The sequence below is a fragment of the Pseudomonas sp. McL0111 genome, assembly GCF_052567255.1.
This window is the reverse complement of the sequence record NZ_CP199585.1, coordinates 386,316-402,949: the sequence shown is the minus strand read 5'-3', so window position 1 is coordinate 402,949 and position 16,634 is coordinate 386,316. Positions and strand designations below refer to the sequence as shown.

17 protein-coding genes are annotated in these 16,634 nt (G+C 59.4%); 8 read left to right on the top strand and 9 right to left on the bottom strand.

Annotated elements, in window-relative coordinates:
* Positions 1-23: 23 nt before the first annotated feature.
* Positions 24-515 (bottom strand): type II TA system antitoxin MqsA family protein, encoded by a 492-nt coding sequence (locus ACTWLJ_RS01970; RefSeq protein ID WP_445179681.1) that lies wholly within the window; start codon positions 513-515, stop codon positions 24-26.
* Entirely contained in the window at positions 512-823 is a 312-nt protein-coding gene (locus ACTWLJ_RS01965) for a type II toxin-antitoxin system MqsR family toxin (protein ID WP_445179680.1), read from the bottom strand. The genes ACTWLJ_RS01970 and ACTWLJ_RS01965 overlap by 4 nt, the downstream gene beginning before the upstream one ends.
* A 166-nt stretch (positions 824-989) precedes the next feature.
* Here ACTWLJ_RS01965 and ACTWLJ_RS01960 point away from each other — a divergent pair, with 166 nt between their 5' ends.
* From ACTWLJ_RS01960 to ACTWLJ_RS01940, 5 genes are all read left to right on the top strand, one after another.
* The gene (locus tag ACTWLJ_RS01960; protein ID WP_445179679.1) at positions 990-1,649 is read left to right on the top strand and encodes a FadR/GntR family transcriptional regulator; all 660 of its coding nucleotides are present in this window, start codon (positions 990-992) and stop codon (positions 1,647-1,649) included.
* Positions 1,639-2,925, top strand: coding sequence for a CynX/NimT family MFS transporter (locus ACTWLJ_RS01955; RefSeq protein WP_445179678.1), 1,287 nt, complete (start codon positions 1,639-1,641; stop codon positions 2,923-2,925). Before ACTWLJ_RS01960 ends, ACTWLJ_RS01955 begins: the two co-directional genes overlap by 11 nt.
* 205 nt (positions 2,926-3,130) lie before the next feature.
* Positions 3,131-3,601, top strand: coding sequence for a nuclear transport factor 2 family protein (locus ACTWLJ_RS01950; RefSeq protein ID WP_445179677.1), 471 nt, complete (start codon positions 3,131-3,133; stop codon positions 3,599-3,601).
* Positions 3,602-3,641: 40 nt separating this feature from the next.
* On the top strand, positions 3,642-3,944 hold the full coding sequence (locus tag ACTWLJ_RS01945) for a GIY-YIG nuclease family protein (protein WP_401219983.1): 303 nt from the start codon (positions 3,642-3,644) through the stop codon (positions 3,942-3,944).
* Between the two features lie 84 nt (positions 3,945-4,028).
* Complete coding sequence (locus tag ACTWLJ_RS01940; RefSeq protein WP_445179676.1) at positions 4,029-4,964, top strand: glutathione S-transferase family protein; 936 nt, start codon at positions 4,029-4,031, stop codon at positions 4,962-4,964.
* Positions 4,965-5,107: 143 nt separating this feature from the next.
* Here the strand turns inward: ACTWLJ_RS01940 and ACTWLJ_RS01935 are convergent, their stop codons facing one another.
* Entirely contained in the window at positions 5,108-5,458 is a 351-nt protein-coding gene (locus ACTWLJ_RS01935; protein WP_445179675.1) for a glutaredoxin family protein, read from the bottom strand.
* Entirely contained in the window at positions 5,458-6,462 is a 1,005-nt protein-coding gene (gene yejK, locus ACTWLJ_RS01930) for a nucleoid-associated protein YejK (RefSeq protein WP_445179674.1), read from the bottom strand. The genes ACTWLJ_RS01935 and yejK overlap by 1 nt, the downstream gene beginning before the upstream one ends.
* Before the next feature lie 395 nt (positions 6,463-6,857).
* Between yejK and ACTWLJ_RS01925 the strand changes: the two genes are divergently transcribed.
* Positions 6,858-7,139, top strand: coding sequence for an HU family DNA-binding protein (locus ACTWLJ_RS01925; RefSeq protein WP_003221909.1), 282 nt, complete (start codon positions 6,858-6,860; stop codon positions 7,137-7,139).
* Between the two features lie 205 nt (positions 7,140-7,344).
* Here ACTWLJ_RS01925 and rlmF read toward each other — a convergent pair whose 3' ends face one another.
* The 5 genes from rlmF to ACTWLJ_RS01900 form a co-directional block, all read right to left on the bottom strand.
* Positions 7,345-8,364, bottom strand: a complete 1,020-nt coding sequence (gene rlmF, locus ACTWLJ_RS01920) for a 23S rRNA (adenine(1618)-N(6))-methyltransferase RlmF (RefSeq protein ID WP_445179673.1) — start codon at positions 8,362-8,364, stop codon at positions 7,345-7,347.
* Between the two features lie 262 nt (positions 8,365-8,626).
* A complete protein-coding gene (locus ACTWLJ_RS01915) occupies positions 8,627-11,473 on the bottom strand; it encodes a valine--tRNA ligase (protein WP_445179672.1) in 2,847 nt (948 codons plus the stop codon).
* Between the two features lie 260 nt (positions 11,474-11,733).
* Positions 11,734-12,126, bottom strand: a complete 393-nt coding sequence (locus ACTWLJ_RS01910) for a DNA polymerase III subunit chi (protein ID WP_401220507.1) — start codon at positions 12,124-12,126, stop codon at positions 11,734-11,736.
* Positions 12,127-12,134: 8 nt separating this feature from the next.
* Positions 12,135-12,563, bottom strand: a complete 429-nt coding sequence (locus tag ACTWLJ_RS01905) for a DNA polymerase III subunit chi (protein WP_445179671.1) — start codon at positions 12,561-12,563, stop codon at positions 12,135-12,137.
* Positions 12,564-12,626: 63 nt separating this feature from the next.
* Positions 12,627-14,117 (bottom strand): leucyl aminopeptidase, encoded by a 1,491-nt coding sequence (locus ACTWLJ_RS01900; RefSeq protein WP_445179670.1) that lies wholly within the window; start codon positions 14,115-14,117, stop codon positions 12,627-12,629.
* A gap of 307 nt (positions 14,118-14,424) precedes the next feature.
* Here ACTWLJ_RS01900 and lptF point away from each other — a divergent pair, with 307 nt between their 5' ends.
* On the top strand, positions 14,425-15,546 hold the full coding sequence (lptF, locus tag ACTWLJ_RS01895) for an LPS export ABC transporter permease LptF (RefSeq protein ID WP_401220499.1): 1,122 nt from the start codon (positions 14,425-14,427) through the stop codon (positions 15,544-15,546).
* On the top strand, positions 15,539-16,600 hold the full coding sequence (lptG, locus tag ACTWLJ_RS01890; RefSeq protein ID WP_401220496.1) for an LPS export ABC transporter permease LptG: 1,062 nt from the start codon (positions 15,539-15,541) through the stop codon (positions 16,598-16,600). The genes lptF and lptG overlap by 8 nt, the downstream gene beginning before the upstream one ends.
* Positions 16,601-16,634 lie beyond the last annotated feature (34 nt).

The following is a 16,634-nucleotide window of genomic DNA, read 5'->3' as shown; positions in this document are numbered from 1 at the left end:
AGATCAGTCCTGTTGGAGTGCTTTCAAGACACCGTGAGCGTTTCGTGTTCTTTGTGGATGATGTACTTGAACGCCCCTCTCAAATCCGCCCCTTCGGCCAAGACTCGAGCATCAGCGAGTAAATGCGGGTAGCGATCCAGCAAGCGCATCAAAAGCATCAAGGCCTTCGGCGGCAGTAATTCACCGCGCTCGTACCTTGAAAATGCGTTGTGACCTCCACCTGACAGCAATTGCACTGTTTCTTTCTGCGTCAGGTGCAATTTGCGCCGGATACGCTTCATCTCGGTACCGATCATTTGTCGGGCCGCGATAACCAGCTCGTCACCTGCTTGCGTGTAACGGTCCGCGCTATCGGTATCGTGATCCCATTCGACTTCGCCGCATTGCTGGCATTCCCAGCCAGAAAGATCATCTACACGGCGCTCCATGCCTTTGACACTCAGGGTTTCGCCGCGCCCTTCGAAATGTCTCATTCCCTCACGGGCACCACAGCTGACACATTGCCGGGTTTTCATGGGTTGTTCTCCTTGAAGGAGATCACCGGTGGGCCGCCGCCGGGGCGGTAGGTCACCTTGATGTAAATCTCCAGGTCTTTTGAATTGATGTAGTACACGTCCTGCCAGACCCGATGGTCGTCATAGGTGGTCATCGATTTGTACAACATCCTGTGCTGCAACTCGAAAATGATCTCTCGCATTTCTTTGAGGCTAAAACCGAGGTCCAGGCCGTGTTTCTCTGCAGATTTTGTGAAGGCTTTTGTTCCCAGCCGCCTGACCTCAGCCTTGATCACCGCCAAGTCGTAATGGGGTGTGTTCTTTTCCATAAGAAACCAAAACCCTGTCCCTGAAATTACCCTTAAAGGGTAATTTTGACTAATCGAAAATGCCGCTCCATATGTCTCTTAATGACCGTAGGTGGTTGCCGTCCTACGCGAGTCTGACTAACATGTCGGAAAATTCATCCTATGATTGGATGAAAGGGCGAATCCTATGTCAGAAATTTCACCTCTCATTAAGCGATCCCTGGTCGATCAGGCTTTGGATCAGTTGCGCCAGCGCATTACAGATGGCGTTTGGGCTGTTGGTGAGCGTTTGCCAACCGAGCCTGAGCTGTGCGCCGAACTGGGCATCAGCCGCAACACCGTGCGCGAAGCCATGCGTGTGTTGGCGTTTTCCGGGTTGATCGAAATCCGTCAGGGCGATGGCAGCTATCTGCGAGCGCTGGTCGATCCGATGGACACGCTCAAGGCGCTGTCGCGCTGCTCGCTAGAGCAGGCCCGGGAAACCCGGCACATCCTTGAGGTTGAGGCGATTGGCCTGGCCGCATTGCGACGTACTGATGAAGACCTGCTCGCACTGCGTGAGGCGCTCGGCACCAGTGGTAGCCATTACCACGGCGATCTCGATACCTACATTGCTTGCGATCTGGTGTTCCACCGTCGTTTGGTGGACGCCGCACACAACCCGACGCTCAGCGAGTTGTATCGCTATTTTTCCAGCATCGTCGGCGCGCAATTGCGCCAGACCCTGAACATCGTCCCGCGCCGTCAGGAAGTGTTCGATCTGCACATCGAGTTGCTCGATGCGGTCGAGCAACGTGATCCGGAGCGGGCCAAAGCACTCTCGAGGCAGTTGATCAATGAACCTTGAAACCGGGAAAAATCTCTCAACCCCCAAGCGCACGGCAGAGCTCGAAGAGTTGCTGATCGATGCCGAGGCCGATGACGAACAAGTCCAGCAAAGCCATCCGCTGGTGCGCCGACCATGGCTGTTGCTGCTGGGGCTGATTCTGGTTGCGCTGAACCTGCGTCCGGCGCTGTCGAGCATGGCGCCGCTGCTCAGTGATGTGTCGAAAAGTCTGGGGCTGTCGGCGGCTCAGGCCGGTCTGTTGACCACCTTGCCGGTGCTTTGCCTGGGGCTGTTCGCGCCGCTTGCGCCGATTCTGGCGCGGCGTTTTGGCGCCGAGCGTGTGGTGTTGGGGATTTTGCTGACACTGGCCGCCGGCATCATCGTTCGTAGCAACTTCGGTGAAATCGGTCTGTTCGCCGGCAGCGTCCTTGGCGGCGCGAGCATCGGCATCATCGGCGTGTTGCTGCCGGGCATCGTCAAACGCGACTTCGCCAAACACGCCGGCACCATGACCGGTGTCTACACCATGGCCCTGTGCCTGGGCGCGGCGATGGCGGCAGGTTCGAGCGTGCCGTTGAGCGAGCACTTCGGCGGCAGTTGGGCGATGGGCCTTGGCTTCTGGGTGATTCCGGCGCTGGCTGCCGCGGTGTTCTGGCTGCCACAAGTCGGGCAGAAGCACGGCGCGCACAACGTGGCTTATCGGGTGCGCGGTTTGCTGCGTGATCCGCTGGCCTGGCAGGTGACTTTGTACATGGGCCTGCAATCGTCGCTGGCGTACATCGTGTTTGGCTGGTTGCCCTCGATCCTGATCGGTCGCGGGCTGACCCCGACCCAGGCCGGTCTGGTGTTGTCCGGTTCGGTCATCGTTCAGCTCGCCAGTTCCCTGGCTGCACCGTGGCTGGCCACTCGTGGCAAGGATCAGCGTCTGGCGATCGTGGTAGTGATGGCGCTGACCCTCGGCGGTCTGTTCGGTTGCCTGTACGCACCCATCGAAGGTCTGTGGGGCTGGGCGATTCTGCTGGGTCTGGGGCAGGGCGGCACGTTCTCGCTGGCGCTGACCTTGATCGTGTTGCGCTCGCGTGACGCGCATGTGGCGGCCAACCTGTCGAGCATGTCCCAGGGTTTCGGTTACACCCTGGCGTCGATGGGACCGTTCGCGGTCGGCGTCGTGCACGACTGGACCGGCGGCTGGAATGCTGTCGGCTGGATCTTCGGCATTATCGGTACGGGCGCGATCATCGCCGGGCTTGGTGCCGGGCGTGCGCTGTACGTGCAGGTACAAAGCGAAAAAATCTGAGGCGGTGATTTCAAATGTGGGAGCGAGCCTGCTCGCGAAAACGGTGGTTCTGGCGCCAGTGATATTGAAGGTGCATGCCTCTTCGCGAGCAGGCTCGCTCCCACAGGGTTTGTGTCTGGCGGTATTCGGTGCGCGAATGCCGATAGTGTTTCGGGCGATTGCAGATTATCGTGCTGGCAATCTGTACCTATTTTGGAGATTGCCCGTGAGTGAAGCCCATGCTGCGTTGATCACCCGGTTCTATCAGGCCTTCCAGCGCCTCGATGCCGAGGCCATGGCCGCGTGTTACACCGATGATGTGGTGTTCAGCGATCCGGCCTTCGGCGAACTGCGCGGGCGCGATGCCGGCGACATGTGGCGCATGCTTACGACCCGGGCCAAGGATTTCTCCCTGACCTTCGACAATGTCCGCGCCGATGAGCGCAGCGGCGGCGCACATTGGGTGGCGACCTATCTTTTCAGCCAGACCGGCAATGTCGTGATCAACGATATCCAGGCGCGCTTCGTGTTTCGCGACGGCAAGATCTGCGAGCACCATGATCAGTTCGATCTGTGGCGCTGGTCGCGTCAGGCGCTGGGTTTCAAAGGTCTGCTGCTGGGCTGGACGCCAGTGGTGCGTAACGCAGTGCGTGCGCAGGCATTGAAGGGACTGAAGGCATTTCAGGCCGGTCGCTGATAAGATCGCGGCCTGTTTCCTACGCACCCTTGATCGACAAGTGACGACCCTCAGCGAAAATTCTGTCGATGCCGACGTGCCAGTGAGCAAATCCTGGTTCGTCTATCTAGTGCGCGCCGCCAATGGCTCGCTGTACTGCGGGATCAGCGATGATCCGGTGCGGCGTTTCGCCAAGCACCAAAGCGGCAAGGGTGCGCGCTTCTTCCTTTCAAGCCCGGCGATGGCGCTGGTCTACACCGAGTTGTGTCGTGACAAGGGCGATGCCCTGCGTCAGGAACGGCTGATCAAAAAGCTCAGGAAAAGCGCCAAGGAATGTCTGGTCGCGTCTTATCAATCTGACTGATCGGTTCCCATCAGGCAGATCTGTAGGCTGCTAAGCAAATGCACGCTAAGCTGCGGGTTCATCTTTTGAGCGGCGGAGCCGAGCATGTCCGAGTTGATTCTGCATCATTACCCGACCTCCCCATTTGCCGAAAAGGCCCGTCTGCTCTTGGGTTTCAAAGGCTTGTCCTGGCGCTCGGTGCATATTTCGCCAGTGATGCCCAAACCCGATCTGACCGCACTGACTGGTGGCTACCGCAAGACCCCGGTGCTGCAAATCGGCGCTGACATCTATTGCGACACCTCGCTGATCGCCCGTCGTCTGGAGCAGGAAAAAGCCTCGCCCGCATTCTTCCCTGAAGGTCAGGAAATGATCGCCGCCAGTTTCGCTGCGTGGGCCGACTCGGTAGTGTTTCAGCACGCAGTCAGTCTGGTATTCCAGCCGGAATCAGTGGCGGTGCGCTTCGGCAAGTTGCCGCCGGAAGCGATCAAGGCGTTTCTCGCCGACCGCGCCGGTCTGTTCAGCGGTGGCAGCGCCACGCGTTTGTCCGCCGAGCAGGCCAAGCACCAATGGCCGACCATCATGGGTCGTCTGGAGCAGCAGTTGCAGCGCGAGCAGGGCGACTTCCTGTTCGGCGAACCGTCGATTGCCGACTTCGCCCTGGCGCATCCGATGTGGTTCCTCAAGGCAACCCACGTCACTGCGCCTTTGGTCGATGCCTATCCGGCCGTATCCGCATGGTTGGGGCGTGTGCTGGGCTTTGGCCATGGCGCGGCGAGTGAGATGACTTCTGAAGAGGCGTTGGACGTTGCGCGCAATGCAACCCCGGCGGCACTGCCGGATGAGCAGTTCGAAGATCCCAACGGCTTCAAGGCCGGGCAACAAGTGGCAATCGCCGCGATTGATTACGGCGTTGACCCGGTGGTAGGCGAGTTGTTGTTTGCTGGCAGTGAGGAACTGATCGTACGTCGCGAAGACGAACGCGGCGGTGTGGTGCATGTGCACTTTCCGCGCTTTGGTTTCCGTATCGAAGCCAAGTAACCATTACCTATCTGTGGCGAGGGAGCTTGCTCCCGCTCGGCTGCGCAGCAGTCGTAAAAACCGGTGATTGCGGTCTCACTTTGAAAAGCGGGGGCCGCTTCGCAGCCCAGCGGGAGCAAGCTCCCTCGCCACAGGGAGTTGGGTTATTTCAGGGCTGCAAGAATCTTTTGCTGGTCAAACCCTCGAATCAACGTGCCATTCACGTCGATCAGCGGAATCCCGCGTCCACCAAGAGCCTCATACGCCTTGCGCGCCTCGGCGTCCTTCTCGATATCGAACTCCTTGAAAGGAATCCCCTTGCTGTCGAGAAAGCGCTTGGTCTGTTTGCAGTAGCCGCACCAGTCGGTTGTATAGAGCACGACGTTCGCCTGGCCTCGCGTCTGCTCGGAGACTATCTGCGACGGATTGAACACCCGCTCGATCTTGCCCCAGTTCTGATAGACCGCCACTACCAGCAGTACCAGCAGAACCTTCTTCAGCACATTGCCTAGCATCAGTTGCGACGCTTCAGCTGATCGGTGAGCGAGGTCGGCAGGCCTTTGATTACCAGCGTGCCGGCTTCTTCGTCGTATTCGATCTTCGAGCCTAGCAGGTGCGCTTCAAAGCTGATCGACAGGCCTTCGGCGCGGCCGGTGAAGCGGCGGAACTGGTTGAGCGTGCGTTTATCTGCCGGAATCTCCGGCGACAGGCCGTAATCCTTGTTGCGGATGTGATCGTAGAACGCTTTCGGGCGTTCTTCGTCGATCAGCTCCGACAGCTCTTCCAGACCCATCGGCTCGCCGAGCTTGGCCTGGCTGCTGGCGTAATCCACCAGTGTCTTGGTTTTCTCGCGGGCGGACTCTTCCGGCAAGTCTTCGCTTTCAACGAAGTCGCTGAAGGCCTTGAGCAGGGTGCGGGTCTCGCCCGGGCCGTCGACGCCTTCCTGGCAGCCGATGAAGTCGCGGAAGTACTCCGAAACCTTTTTGCCGTTCTTGCCCTTGATGAACGAGATGTACTGCTTGGACTGCTTGTTGTTCTGCCACTCGGAGACGTTGATTCGCGCCGCGAGGTGCAATTGACCGAGGTCGAGGTGGCGCGACGGGGTCACGTCCAGTTCGTCAGTCACTGCGACGCCTTCGCTGTGGTGCAACAGGGCGATGGCCAGGTAATCGGTCATGCCTTGCTGGTAGTGGGCGAACAAAACGTGGCCACCGACCGACAGGTTCGACTCTTCCATCAGTTTTTGCAGATGCTCGACCGCTACTTTGCTGAATGCGGTGAAATCCTTGCCGCCTTCGAAGTATTCCTTCAGCCAGCCGCTGAACGGGAACGCACCGGATTCCGGATGAAACAGCCCCCAGGCTTTGCCCTGTTTGGCGTTATAGCTCTCGTTGAGGTCGGCGAGCATGTTCTCGATGGCCGCGGACTCAGCCAGTTCAGAGTCACGAGCGTGCAGAACTGCGGGCGTGCCGTCGGGTTTTTTGTCGATCAAATGGACGATGCAATGACGGATCGGCATGGGCTTCTCGGCTGGTGGATGGGAGGAGGGCAGGCTCCCCCGAAAAAGCGCCCAGTGTACCGCAACCACTGGTTTTGGCGCGGGGTGAAGGGCAATTCCGGGGCGGGAGCCTGTCCTTATGCAGTTTTTTCACGATTTAGAGCAATAAAGCTGACCAAATGGGTAGCTAGAGGCGGATATTTCCCCGTCTCTGTGCTAGTTTTGCCCCGTCTTACGCGAAGTCACTGCGTTAAGCGTGCATTCAGCATTTGTCAGGTCGAACCAAACCCTGATTTCGGTATCTATAACCCGACTCGTCGTGGTTATCGCCGAGGGTGCCAGATCCAGAAGATCGGGCTCGATGGCTGACACTGCACTCTGCAATCCATATGAATTTGATAGGGAAGGAACACTACATGGCTCTTACTAAAGACCAACTGATCGCCGACATCGCTGAAGCTATCGACGCGCCGAAAACCACCGCGCGTAACGCTCTGGACCAACTGGGCCAAATCGTTGCTGATCAGCTGGAAAACGGCGGCGAAATCACTCTGCCAGGTATCGGCAAGCTGAAAGTGACCGAGCGTCCTGCCCGCACTGGCCGTAACCCTTCGACTGGCGCTGCCATCGAAATCCCGGCCAAGAAAGTGATCAAGCTGGTTGTGGCCAAAGGCCTGACCGACGCTGTGAACAAGTAAGACGCAACAATAAAAAAACCGTGCACCGGAGTGATCCGGGCACGGTTTTTTTGTGTCTGCGATTTGGTGATGCCCACTGAAACCATTGTGGGAGCGAGCTTGCTCGCGAAGGCCGCGTGTCAGTCAGCTTCAATATCGACTGATACACCGCTTTCGCGAGCAAGCTCGCTCCCACAGTTGGACTTTGCCAGCCAGTGGTTCAGTGTTAGCGAACCCAGCGCTCGCGGCGCCAGATCTGCTGCTCGGACTTGGTCTGGAAGGTCCAGGCAACGAAGCGGCTCTGCTTCTGGCCCTGAGACATTTCCACCACCTGGCTTTCAAGGACGCCGGCCTTCTTCAGGGCGGTTTCGATGGCGGGCAGGTTCGAGGCTTTCGACACCAGGGTGCTGAACCACAGCACTTTGTGCTGGAAGTTCGCGCTCTCGGCGATCAGTTGCGTCACAAACCGCGCTTCGCCGCCTTCACACCACAATTCAGCCGACTGCCCGCCGAAGTTCAGCACCGGCAGTTTGCGTTTCGGGTCGGCACGGCCCAGGGCGCGCCACTTACGCTCGCTGCCTTTGGTCGCTTCGTCCATCGAGGCGTGGAACGGCGGGTTGCACATGGTCAGGTCAAAACGTTCGCCCGGTTCCAGCAAGCCGATCAGGATGTGCTTGCGGTTCTCCTGCAGGCGCAGCTGGATAACCTTGTTCAGATCGTTGGACTGGACGATGGCTTTGGCGGCGGCCACGGCCGTCGGATCGATTTCCGAGCCAAGGAAGTGCCAGCGGTATTCGCTGTTACCGATCAGCGGATAAACGCAGTTGGCGCCCATGCCGATGTCCAGCACGTTGATGATCGCACCGCGCGGCACCTTGCCATCGTTGATGCTGGCTAGCATATCAGCGAGGAAGTGCACGTAATCGGCGCGCCCCGGAACCGGTGGGCAGAGGTAATCGGCCGGGATATCCCAATGCGCAATGCCGTAGAACGACTTGAGCAACGCCCGGTTGAACACCCGCACCGCGTCCGGACTGGCGAAGTCGATGCTTTCCTTGCCGTACGGATTGATGATCACAAACTTCGCCAGTTCCGGCGTGGTCTTGATCAGCGCCGGGAAGTCGTAACGACCCTGATGGCGGTTGCGCGGGTGCAGGCTGGCTTTTTCACGCGGTTCAACGGCTTTGGCCGGGGTCGCGGAGTCAGGCTTCTTGCGCGCAGGTTTGGGTGTGCGAGGGGCGTTCATGGGCGTGGTCGATTCGGGTATGGCTGAAAGTGGCGGGTATTGTCCCACATCCAGCGGCTTCGAACCCATTATCGAAAATATCACTGATCCCTGTGGGAGCGAGCTTGCTCGCGAAGGCGTCCTGTCAGTCAAAATTATTTTCACCTGACATGGCCTCTTCGCGAGCAAGCTCGCTCCCACAGCGATTTATGGTGGATGAAAAAGTTGCGGGCACAAAAAAGGGAGGCCGTTTCGGGCCTCCCTTTTTCAGTGCGATTTGCCGTTACAGGCTGGCAATCCGCGCATGCTGCTCGGCCAGTTTGCCCAGAGCCTGTTCGGCTTCGGCCAACTTGGCGCGTTCCTTCTCGATGACTTCGGCCGGGGCCTTGTCTACGAAACCGGCGTTCGACAGCTTGCCGCCAACGCGCTGGACTTCACCCTGCAAACGCAGGATTTCCTTGTCCAGACGCGCCAGTTCAGCGCCCTTGTCGATCAGACCGGCCATTGGCACCAGCACTTCCATCTCGCCAACCAGAGCGGTGGCGGACAGTGGCGCTTCTTCGCCGGCAGCAAGAACGGTGATCGATTCCAGACGCGCGAGCTTCTTCAGCAGCGCTTCGTTCTCGGTCAGACGACGCTGGTCTTCAGCGCTGACGTTCTTCAGGTAGATCGGCAGTGGCTTGCCCGGGCCGATGTTCATCTCGGCGCGAATGTTGCGCGTGCCGAGCATCAGGGTTTTCAGCCACTCGATATCATCTTCGGCGCCCTGATCGATGCGTTCTTCGTTGGCCACTGGCCAAGGTTGCAGCATGATCGTCTTGCCTTCGATACCGGCCAGCGGCGCGATACGCTGCCAGATTTCTTCGGTGATGAACGGCATGAACGGGTGCGCCAGACGCAGCGCCACTTCCAGTACGCGAACCAGCGTACGGCGAGTGCCACGTTGACGTTCGACCGGAGCGTTTTCGTCCCACAGCACAGGCTTGGACAGTTCCAGGTACCAGTCGCAATACTGGTTCCAGATGAACTCGTACAGTGCTTGTGCAGCCAGGTCGAAACGGAATTGATCCAGTTGACGGGTCACTTCGGCTTCGGTGCGTTGCAGTTGCGAGATGATCCAGCGATCCGCCAGCGACAGCTCGTAGGCCTCGCCGTTCTGGCCGCAGTCTTCGCCCTTGTCCAGAACATAACGCGCGGCGTTCCAGATCTTGTTGCAGAAGTTGCGATAGCCTTCAACGCGGCCCATGTCGAACTTGATGTCGCGACCGGTCGATGCCAGCGAGCAGAAAGTGAAGCGCAGGGCGTCGGTGCCGTAACTGGCGATGCCTTCGGCGAATTCTTCGCGGGTCTGCTTCTCGATCTTCTTCGCCAGTTTCGGCTGCATCATGCCGGAGGTGCGTTTCTGCACCAGCTCTTCCAGCTCGATACCGTCGATGATGTCCAGCGGGTCAAGGACGTTGCCCTTGGACTTGGACATCTTCTGGCCTTGGCCATCACGTACCAGACCGTGAACATAAACGGTCTTGAACGGTACCTGCGGCGTGCCGTCTTCGTTTTTCACCAAATGCATGGTGAGCATGATCATCCGGGCAACCCAGAAGAAAATGATGTCGAAGCCAGTCACCAGCACGTCGGTGGAGTGGAATTTCTTCAGGAACTCGGTCTGCTCAGGCCAGCCCAGTGTGGAGAATGTCCACAGGCCGGAACTGAACCAGGTGTCGAGAACGTCGTTGTCCTGTTGCAGTGCAACGTCCGGGCCGAGATTGTGCTTGGCGCGAACTTCGGCTTCGTCGCGACCGACGTAGACTTTGCCCGACTCGTCGTACCAGGCCGGAATCCGGTGGCCCCACCACAGCTGACGGCTGATGCACCAGTCCTGGATGTCACGCATCCACGAGAAGTACATGTTTTCGTACTGCTTCGGCACGAACTGGATGCGGCCGTCTTCAACGGCTTCAATCGCAGGCTCGGCCAATGGCTTGGTCGACACGTACCACTGGTCGGTCAGCCACGGCTCGATGATGGTGCCGGAGCGGTCGCCCTTCGGTACTTTCAGGTTGTGATCGTCGACGCTGACCAACAGGCCGGCGGCGTCGAACGCAGCAACGATCTGCTTGCGCGCTTCAAAACGCTCCAGACCGGCATATTCGGCCGGAATCGCGCCGTCGATGGTCTCGTTCAGCGTACCGTCGAGGTTGAACACCTGGGCCGCAGGCAGCACGTTGGCGTTCTTGTCGAAGATGTTCAGCAGCGGCAGGTTGTGGCGCTTGCCGACTTCGTAGTCGTTGAAATCGTGGGCCGGGGTGATTTTCACGCAGCCGGTGCCGAATTCAGGATCGCAGTAATCGTCGGCGATGATCGGGATGCGGCGGCCAACCAGTGGCAGCTCGATAAACTTGCCGATCAAGGCTTTGTAGCGCTCGTCGTTCGGGTTAACGGCGACGGCGGAGTCGCCGAGCATGGTTTCCGGACGGGTGGTCGCGACGATCAGGAAATCGTTGCCTTCAGCGGTTTTCGCGCCATCAGCCAGCGGGTACTTCAGGTTCCACAGGAAACCTTTCTCGTCGTGGTTTTCCACTTCGAGGTCGGAAATCGCCGTGTGCAGCTTGGTGTCCCAGTTGACCAGACGCTTGCCGCGATAGATCAGGCCGTCTTCATGCAGGCGCACGAAAGCTTCTTTAACGGCTTCGGACAGGCCGTCGTCCATGGTGAAGCGCTCGCGGCTCCAATCCACGGACGAGCCGAGGCGGCGGATCTGACGGCTGATGTTGCCGCCGGACTGATCCTTCCATTCCCAGATTTTCTCGAGGAATTTCTCGCGGCCCAGATCGTGGCGATTCTGACCCTGAGCTTCGAGTTGACGCTCCACCAGCATCTGCGTGGCGATACCGGCGTGGTCGGTGCCCGGCTGCCACAGGGTATTACGACCCTGCATGCGACGGAAACGGATCAGGGCGTCCATGATCGCGTTGTTGAATCCGTGACCCATGTGCAGGCTACCGGTGACGTTCGGCGGCGGGATCATGATGGTGTAGGAGTCGCCCGCGCCTTGCGGGGCGAAATAGTTCTCAGACTCCCAGGTGTTGTACCAGGAAGTTTCAATGGCGTGCGGCTGGTAGGTCTTATCCATGCGCGGCGGGACCCTATTGGCATTTATTCAGGAAAAGCCGGGAAGTATAGCGGGGCATGGGGCCGAGGGCGAGCGGGGCGGGCCGGGTGGGGATCTTATGTTGGAGAGAGCCTGTGTGGTGAGGGGATTTATCCCCGTTGGGCTGCGCAGCGGCCCCAGCATTTCATCGACGATGCGCATTTACAGGGTTTACGACTGCTGCGCAGCCGAACGGGGATAAATCCCCTCGCCACAGGGCTGCTCCAGCAGGTCAGGAAGGATTATTCGTACTGGCTCAGTAGCCGTTCCATCCGCGCATCGAGGCGGCGTTTGATTTCGGTTTCGATGTGCGGGGCGAAGTCGTCGATCACGTCTTGCATGATCAATTGCGCGGCGGCGCGCAGTTCGCTGTCCAGGTGCAGCAGGGCGTCCGGACCTTTATCCACAGGCGCTGCCGGTTGGGCGGCAGGTGTCGGGGCAGGTGCGGGAGGTGGTTCGACAGCTTGCGGCGCAGGGCTGACCGCATCGAACAACATCGGAATTTGTTCCTGTTCGCCATCATCGACCGTGTCGGTCAGCAGTGGCGGTTGCAGGTTGTCATCGCCGAGCAACTGGCGGATCGATTCGAGATCGTCCAGCAGGCCGGGCTTTTGCAGCGGTTTTGGAGTGTCCATCGGCGTACTCATAGTCGCTGTAAACGGTGATCTTGCAGAGGATAGCCCTGTTCGCGGTAGAAACGGAAACTCTCCCGCGCGGCCTGTCGAATCGCCGGATCTTCCACCACAACCTCCGCTACGCGAGCGAATTTGTTGGCGAAGGCCGGGACTTTCAGATCGAGGTTGACCAGCAGATCCTGGTGTTGGCCGCAGTCGTCACCCACACCCAAGACAATCAAACCTTCCGGTTCGCTGTCGGCAGGGCCGTGAGGCACGAAGCTTTCGCCCTTGAATGCCCACAGGCGCGCATCGAGATCATCGCGCTGAGCGGCATCGCTGCAATGCAGGTAGATGCGGTGACCCATGCGCCAGGCTTTTTCGGTGAGCTTGCAGGCAAAATCCAGGCGTGCCGAAGGATCGGCGCTGGGCAGGATGTAGAAATCGACTTTGGTCATTGCGGTTCCTGAGTTGCAAGCGGCGCCCTCCAAAGAGGAGGACGCCGCCGCAAGTCATCGGTTTCAGGCTTTGGCGCGATCCAGCAGGTATTGGGTCAGCAGTGGAACCGGACGGCCAGTGGCGCCCTTGTCCTTGCCGCCGCTGGTCCATGCGGTGCCCGCGATGTCCAGGTGCGCCCAGTTCAGGTTTTTGGTGAAGCGCGACAGGAAGCAGGCAGCGGTGATGGTGCCTGCTTTCGGGCCGCCAATGTTGGCGATGTCGGCGAACGGGCTGTCCAGTTGTTCCTGGTATTCGTCGAACAGCGGCAGTTGCCAGGCGCGGTCATCGGCAGCCTTGCCGGCGCTCAACAGTTGGCCGATCAGTTCGTCGTTGTTGCCCAGCAGGCCGGAAGTGTGCGCGCCCAGTGCAACCACGCAGGCACCGGTCAGGGTGGCGATGTCGATCACGGCTTGCGGCTTGAAGCGCTCGGAGTAGGTCAGGGCGTCGCACAGCACCAGACGGCCTTCGGCGTCGGTGTTGAGGATTTCCACGGTCTGGCCGCTCATGGTGGTGACGATGTCGCCCGGACGTGCAGCGTTCCCGCTCGGCATGTTTTCCGCGCAAGCGAGGACGCACACCAGGTTGATCGGCAGTTTCAGCTCAAGCACGGCACGCAGGGTGCCGAACACGCTGGCAGCGCCGCCCATGTCGTACTTCATTTCGTCCATGCCGGCGCCCGGTTTCAGGCTGATGCCGCCAGTGTCGAACGTGATGCCTTTACCGACCAGCGCGTAAGGCTTCTCGGATTTCTTGCCGCCGTTGTATTGCATGACGATCAGGCGTGGTGGCTGGGCGCTGCCCTGGCCAACGGCGTAGAACGAACCCATGCCCAGCGATTTGATCTTCTTCTCGTCGAGCACTTCGACTTTCAGATCCTTGAACTCTTTGCCCAGATCCTTGGCTTGTTCGCCGAGGAAAGTCGGGTGGCAGATGTTCGGCGGCAGGTTGCCCAGGTTACGGGTGAAGGCCATGCCGTTGGCGATCGCGGTGGCGTGGTTCACGGCGCGCTGCACTTCGGCTTGAGCAGCCTTGATGGTCAGCAGGGTGATTTTCTTCAGGGCGCGCGGTTCGGCTTTCTGGCTCTTGAACTGATCAAAAGTGTATCCGCCGTCCACCAGGGTTTCGGCCAGCAGACGGGTTTTGCCGTAGCTGTCGCGACCTTTGACGATGATTTCGTCCAGTGCCAGCACGGCATCAGTGCCGCCCAGGCCTTTCAGGGTGTTGAGGATGCCGGCGGCGATTTTGCGGAAAGGACGGTCGCCAAGCTCTTCATCTTTACCCACACCGACCAGCAACACGCGCTCGGCCTTGAGGTTCGGCAGGCTGTGCAGCAGCAGGGTCTGACCGACCTTGCCGGCGATATCGCCACGCTTGAGCACGGCGCTGATCGCGCCACCGCTCAGTTCATCGACCTGTTTGGCGGCGACGCCGAGTTTGCGGCCTTCGCCAATGGCAACCACCAGAGTGGCGGTTTTCAACGTTTCTGGGCTAACGCTTTTTACAACCAGTTCCATGTCCGGGTCCCTGAATGAATGGTCAGCACGCAGGCGTTCGACGGAGTCCGCAGTCGCCTGCTTATAGATAGAAGAGACGCAGGCCAGCGCCCGCGACAAAGGCCGCAGTTTGAACCTCGCTTGCCGCGCCTGACAACCCTCGGTTGTACGATCTTCAACGTATTGCATCGCTGGATGAGTGTGCGCAGTGACAGGCGCCCTCAATCACAGGATAATGCCGCATCTTTTTCGACCGCTCTGCCTTGCGGGCCGGTCGATACGTTTGCTTGTTTGGCCGCCTTAGCCTGACAACCCTGGAGTGTCTGGTTTGATCGTCTTCCGTTATCTGTCCCGCGAAGTCCTGTTGACCCTCAGTGCCGTGAGTGCGGTGTTGCTGGTCATCATTATGAGCGGTCGCTTCATCAAATACCTGGCTCAGGCCGCTGCCGGCCAGCTCGATCCGGGCTCGCTGTTCCTGATCATGGGCTTCCGTCTGCCGGGCTTCCTGCAACTGATTTTGCCGCTGGGCCTGTTTCTCGGGATCTTGCTGGCATACGGTCGCCTGTACCTCGAAAGCGAAATGACCGTGCTCTCGGCGACCGGCATGAGCCAGCAGAAGTTGCTGGGCATGACTCTGTTTCCGGCCGCGCTGGTGGCGCTGGTCGTGGCATGGCTGAGCCTGAGTCTGGCCCCGCAGGGTGCCAATCAGTTCCAGTTGCTGCTGAACAAGCAGGACGCGCTGACCGAATTCGACACCCTTGAGCCAGGTCGCTTCCAGGCCCTGCGCGACGGTACCCGGGTGACTTACACCGAAAGCCTGACTGACGACCGGATCAATCTCAGCGGCGTATTCATCTCGCAGAAGAACCTCGGCGCCGACCAGAAGGACCGCGGGATTTCCGTGCTTGTAGCGGAAAAGGGTCAGCAGGAAATCCGTCACGACGGCAACCGCTACCTGATTCTGCACAACGGCTATCGCTATGACGGCAGCCCGGGGCAGGCCGACTATCGCGCCATTCATTACGAAACCTATGGTGTGCTGCTGCCCAAGCCGGATGTCAGCGAGGAAGTCACCGACCGCGACGCCATGCCGACTTCGACTTTGATGAGCAATGACGACATTCGCGCCAAGGCCGAATTGCAGTGGCGTCTGTCGCTGCCGTTGCTGGTATTTATCGTGACCCTGATGGCGGTGCCGCTGTCGCGGGTCAATCCGCGTCAGGGACGTTTCCTCAAGCTGCTGCCGGCGATTCTTCTTTATATGGCTTATCTGACCATCCTGATTGCCGCCCGCGGCGCCCTCGAGAAGGGCAAACTCCCGGCGAACCTGGGCTTGTGGTGGGTGCACGCGATCTTCCTGATCATCGGTCTCGGCCTGCTGTATTGGGAGCCCTTGCGCCTGAAGATGGCCAGCCGTCGCAGCGCTGCGCTGGAGGTGGCTCGTGGTTAAACTCGACCGCTACATCGGCAGCAGCGTGTTTATGGCGATCATCGCCGTGCTGGCGATCATTCTGGGTCTGGCAACGTTGTTTGCCTTCATCGACGAGATGAGTGACGTCAGCGATACCTACACCCTGACCGATGTGTTGAGCTTCGTGCTGCTGACCGCACCACGTCGTCTTTACGAAATGTTGCCGATGGCAGCGCTGATCGGCTGCCTGATCGGCCTCGGCAGTCTGGCCAGCAGCAGCGAACTGACGGTGATGCGCGCCGCTGGTGTTTCCATCGGGCGTATCGTCTGGGCCGTCATGAAGCCAATGCTGGTGCTGATGCTGGCTGGCGTGCTGATCGGCGAGTACGTTGCGCCGGCAACCGAAAGCATGGCGCAGGCCAATCGTTCGCTGGCTCAGGGCAGTGGCGATGCGCAAAGCGCCAAGCACGGTATGTGGCACCGTCAGGGTGAGGAATTCATCCACATCAACGCCGTGCAGCCTAACGGTCTGTTGTATGGCGTGACCCGCTATCACTTCGACAAAGAACGGCATCTGCTGTCGTCGAGCTTCGCCAAGCGCGCCGAGTTCGACGGGCAAAAGTGGGAGCTGACTGACGTCACCACCACGCTGTTCCATGAGCGCAGCACTGAAGTCGTCAACACACCAAGCGAAAGCTGGGATGTATCGCTGAGCCCGCAATTGCTCAACACGGTAGTCATGGCGCCGGAATCGCTGTCGATCACCGGTCTGTGGGGTTATATCCACTATCTGGCGGATCAGGGCTTGAGCAACGGCCGTTACTGGCTGGCTTTTTGGGTCAAGGTGTTGCAGCCGTTGGTCACCGCAGCGCTGGTGTTGATGGCGATCTCCTTCATCTTCGGGCCGCTGCGTTCGGTGACCCTCGGTCAGCGGGTATTCACTGGCGTGCTGGTGGGGTTCACCTTCCGCATTGTTCAGGATCTGCTCGGCCCGTCGAGCCTGGTGTTCGGTTTCTCGCCGCTGTTTGCGGTGCTGGTACCGGCCGGCGTCTGCGCCCTGCTGGGTGTCTGGTTGCTGCGTAGAGCCGGTTGAAGACGGTGTTTTTGTCAGTGCTTTAACCTTGAAA

Coding starts and splice junctions, on each gene's coding strand:
- ACTWLJ_RS01970 (WP_445179681.1), bottom strand. CDS start 515: ATGAAAACCCGGCAATGTGTCAGCTGTGGTGCCCGTGAGGGAATGAGA.
- ACTWLJ_RS01965 (WP_445179680.1), bottom strand. CDS start 823: ATGGAAAAGAACACACCCCATTACGACTTGGCGGTGATCAAGGCTGAG.
- ACTWLJ_RS01960 (WP_445179679.1), top strand. CDS start 990: ATGTCAGAAATTTCACCTCTCATTAAGCGATCCCTGGTCGATCAGGCT.
- ACTWLJ_RS01955 (WP_445179678.1), top strand. CDS start 1,639: ATGAACCTTGAAACCGGGAAAAATCTCTCAACCCCCAAGCGCACGGCA.
- ACTWLJ_RS01940 (WP_445179676.1), top strand. CDS start 4,029: ATGTCCGAGTTGATTCTGCATCATTACCCGACCTCCCCATTTGCCGAA.
- ACTWLJ_RS01935 (WP_445179675.1), bottom strand. CDS start 5,458: ATGCTAGGCAATGTGCTGAAGAAGGTTCTGCTGGTACTGCTGGTAGTG.
- yejK (WP_445179674.1), bottom strand. CDS start 6,462: ATGCCGATCCGTCATTGCATCGTCCATTTGATCGACAAAAAACCCGAC.
- ACTWLJ_RS01925 (WP_003221909.1), top strand. CDS start 6,858: ATGGCTCTTACTAAAGACCAACTGATCGCCGACATCGCTGAAGCTATC.
- rlmF (WP_445179673.1), bottom strand. CDS start 8,364: ATGAACGCCCCTCGCACACCCAAACCTGCGCGCAAGAAGCCTGACTCC.
- ACTWLJ_RS01915 (WP_445179672.1), bottom strand. CDS start 11,473: ATGGATAAGACCTACCAGCCGCACGCCATTGAAACTTCCTGGTACAAC.
- ACTWLJ_RS01910 (WP_401220507.1), bottom strand. CDS start 12,126: ATGGACACTCCAAAACCGCTGCAAAAGCCCGGCCTGCTGGACGATCTC.
- ACTWLJ_RS01905 (WP_445179671.1), bottom strand. CDS start 12,563: ATGACCAAAGTCGATTTCTACATCCTGCCCAGCGCCGATCCTTCGGCA.
- ACTWLJ_RS01900 (WP_445179670.1), bottom strand. CDS start 14,117: ATGGAACTGGTTGTAAAAAGCGTTAGCCCAGAAACGTTGAAAACCGCC.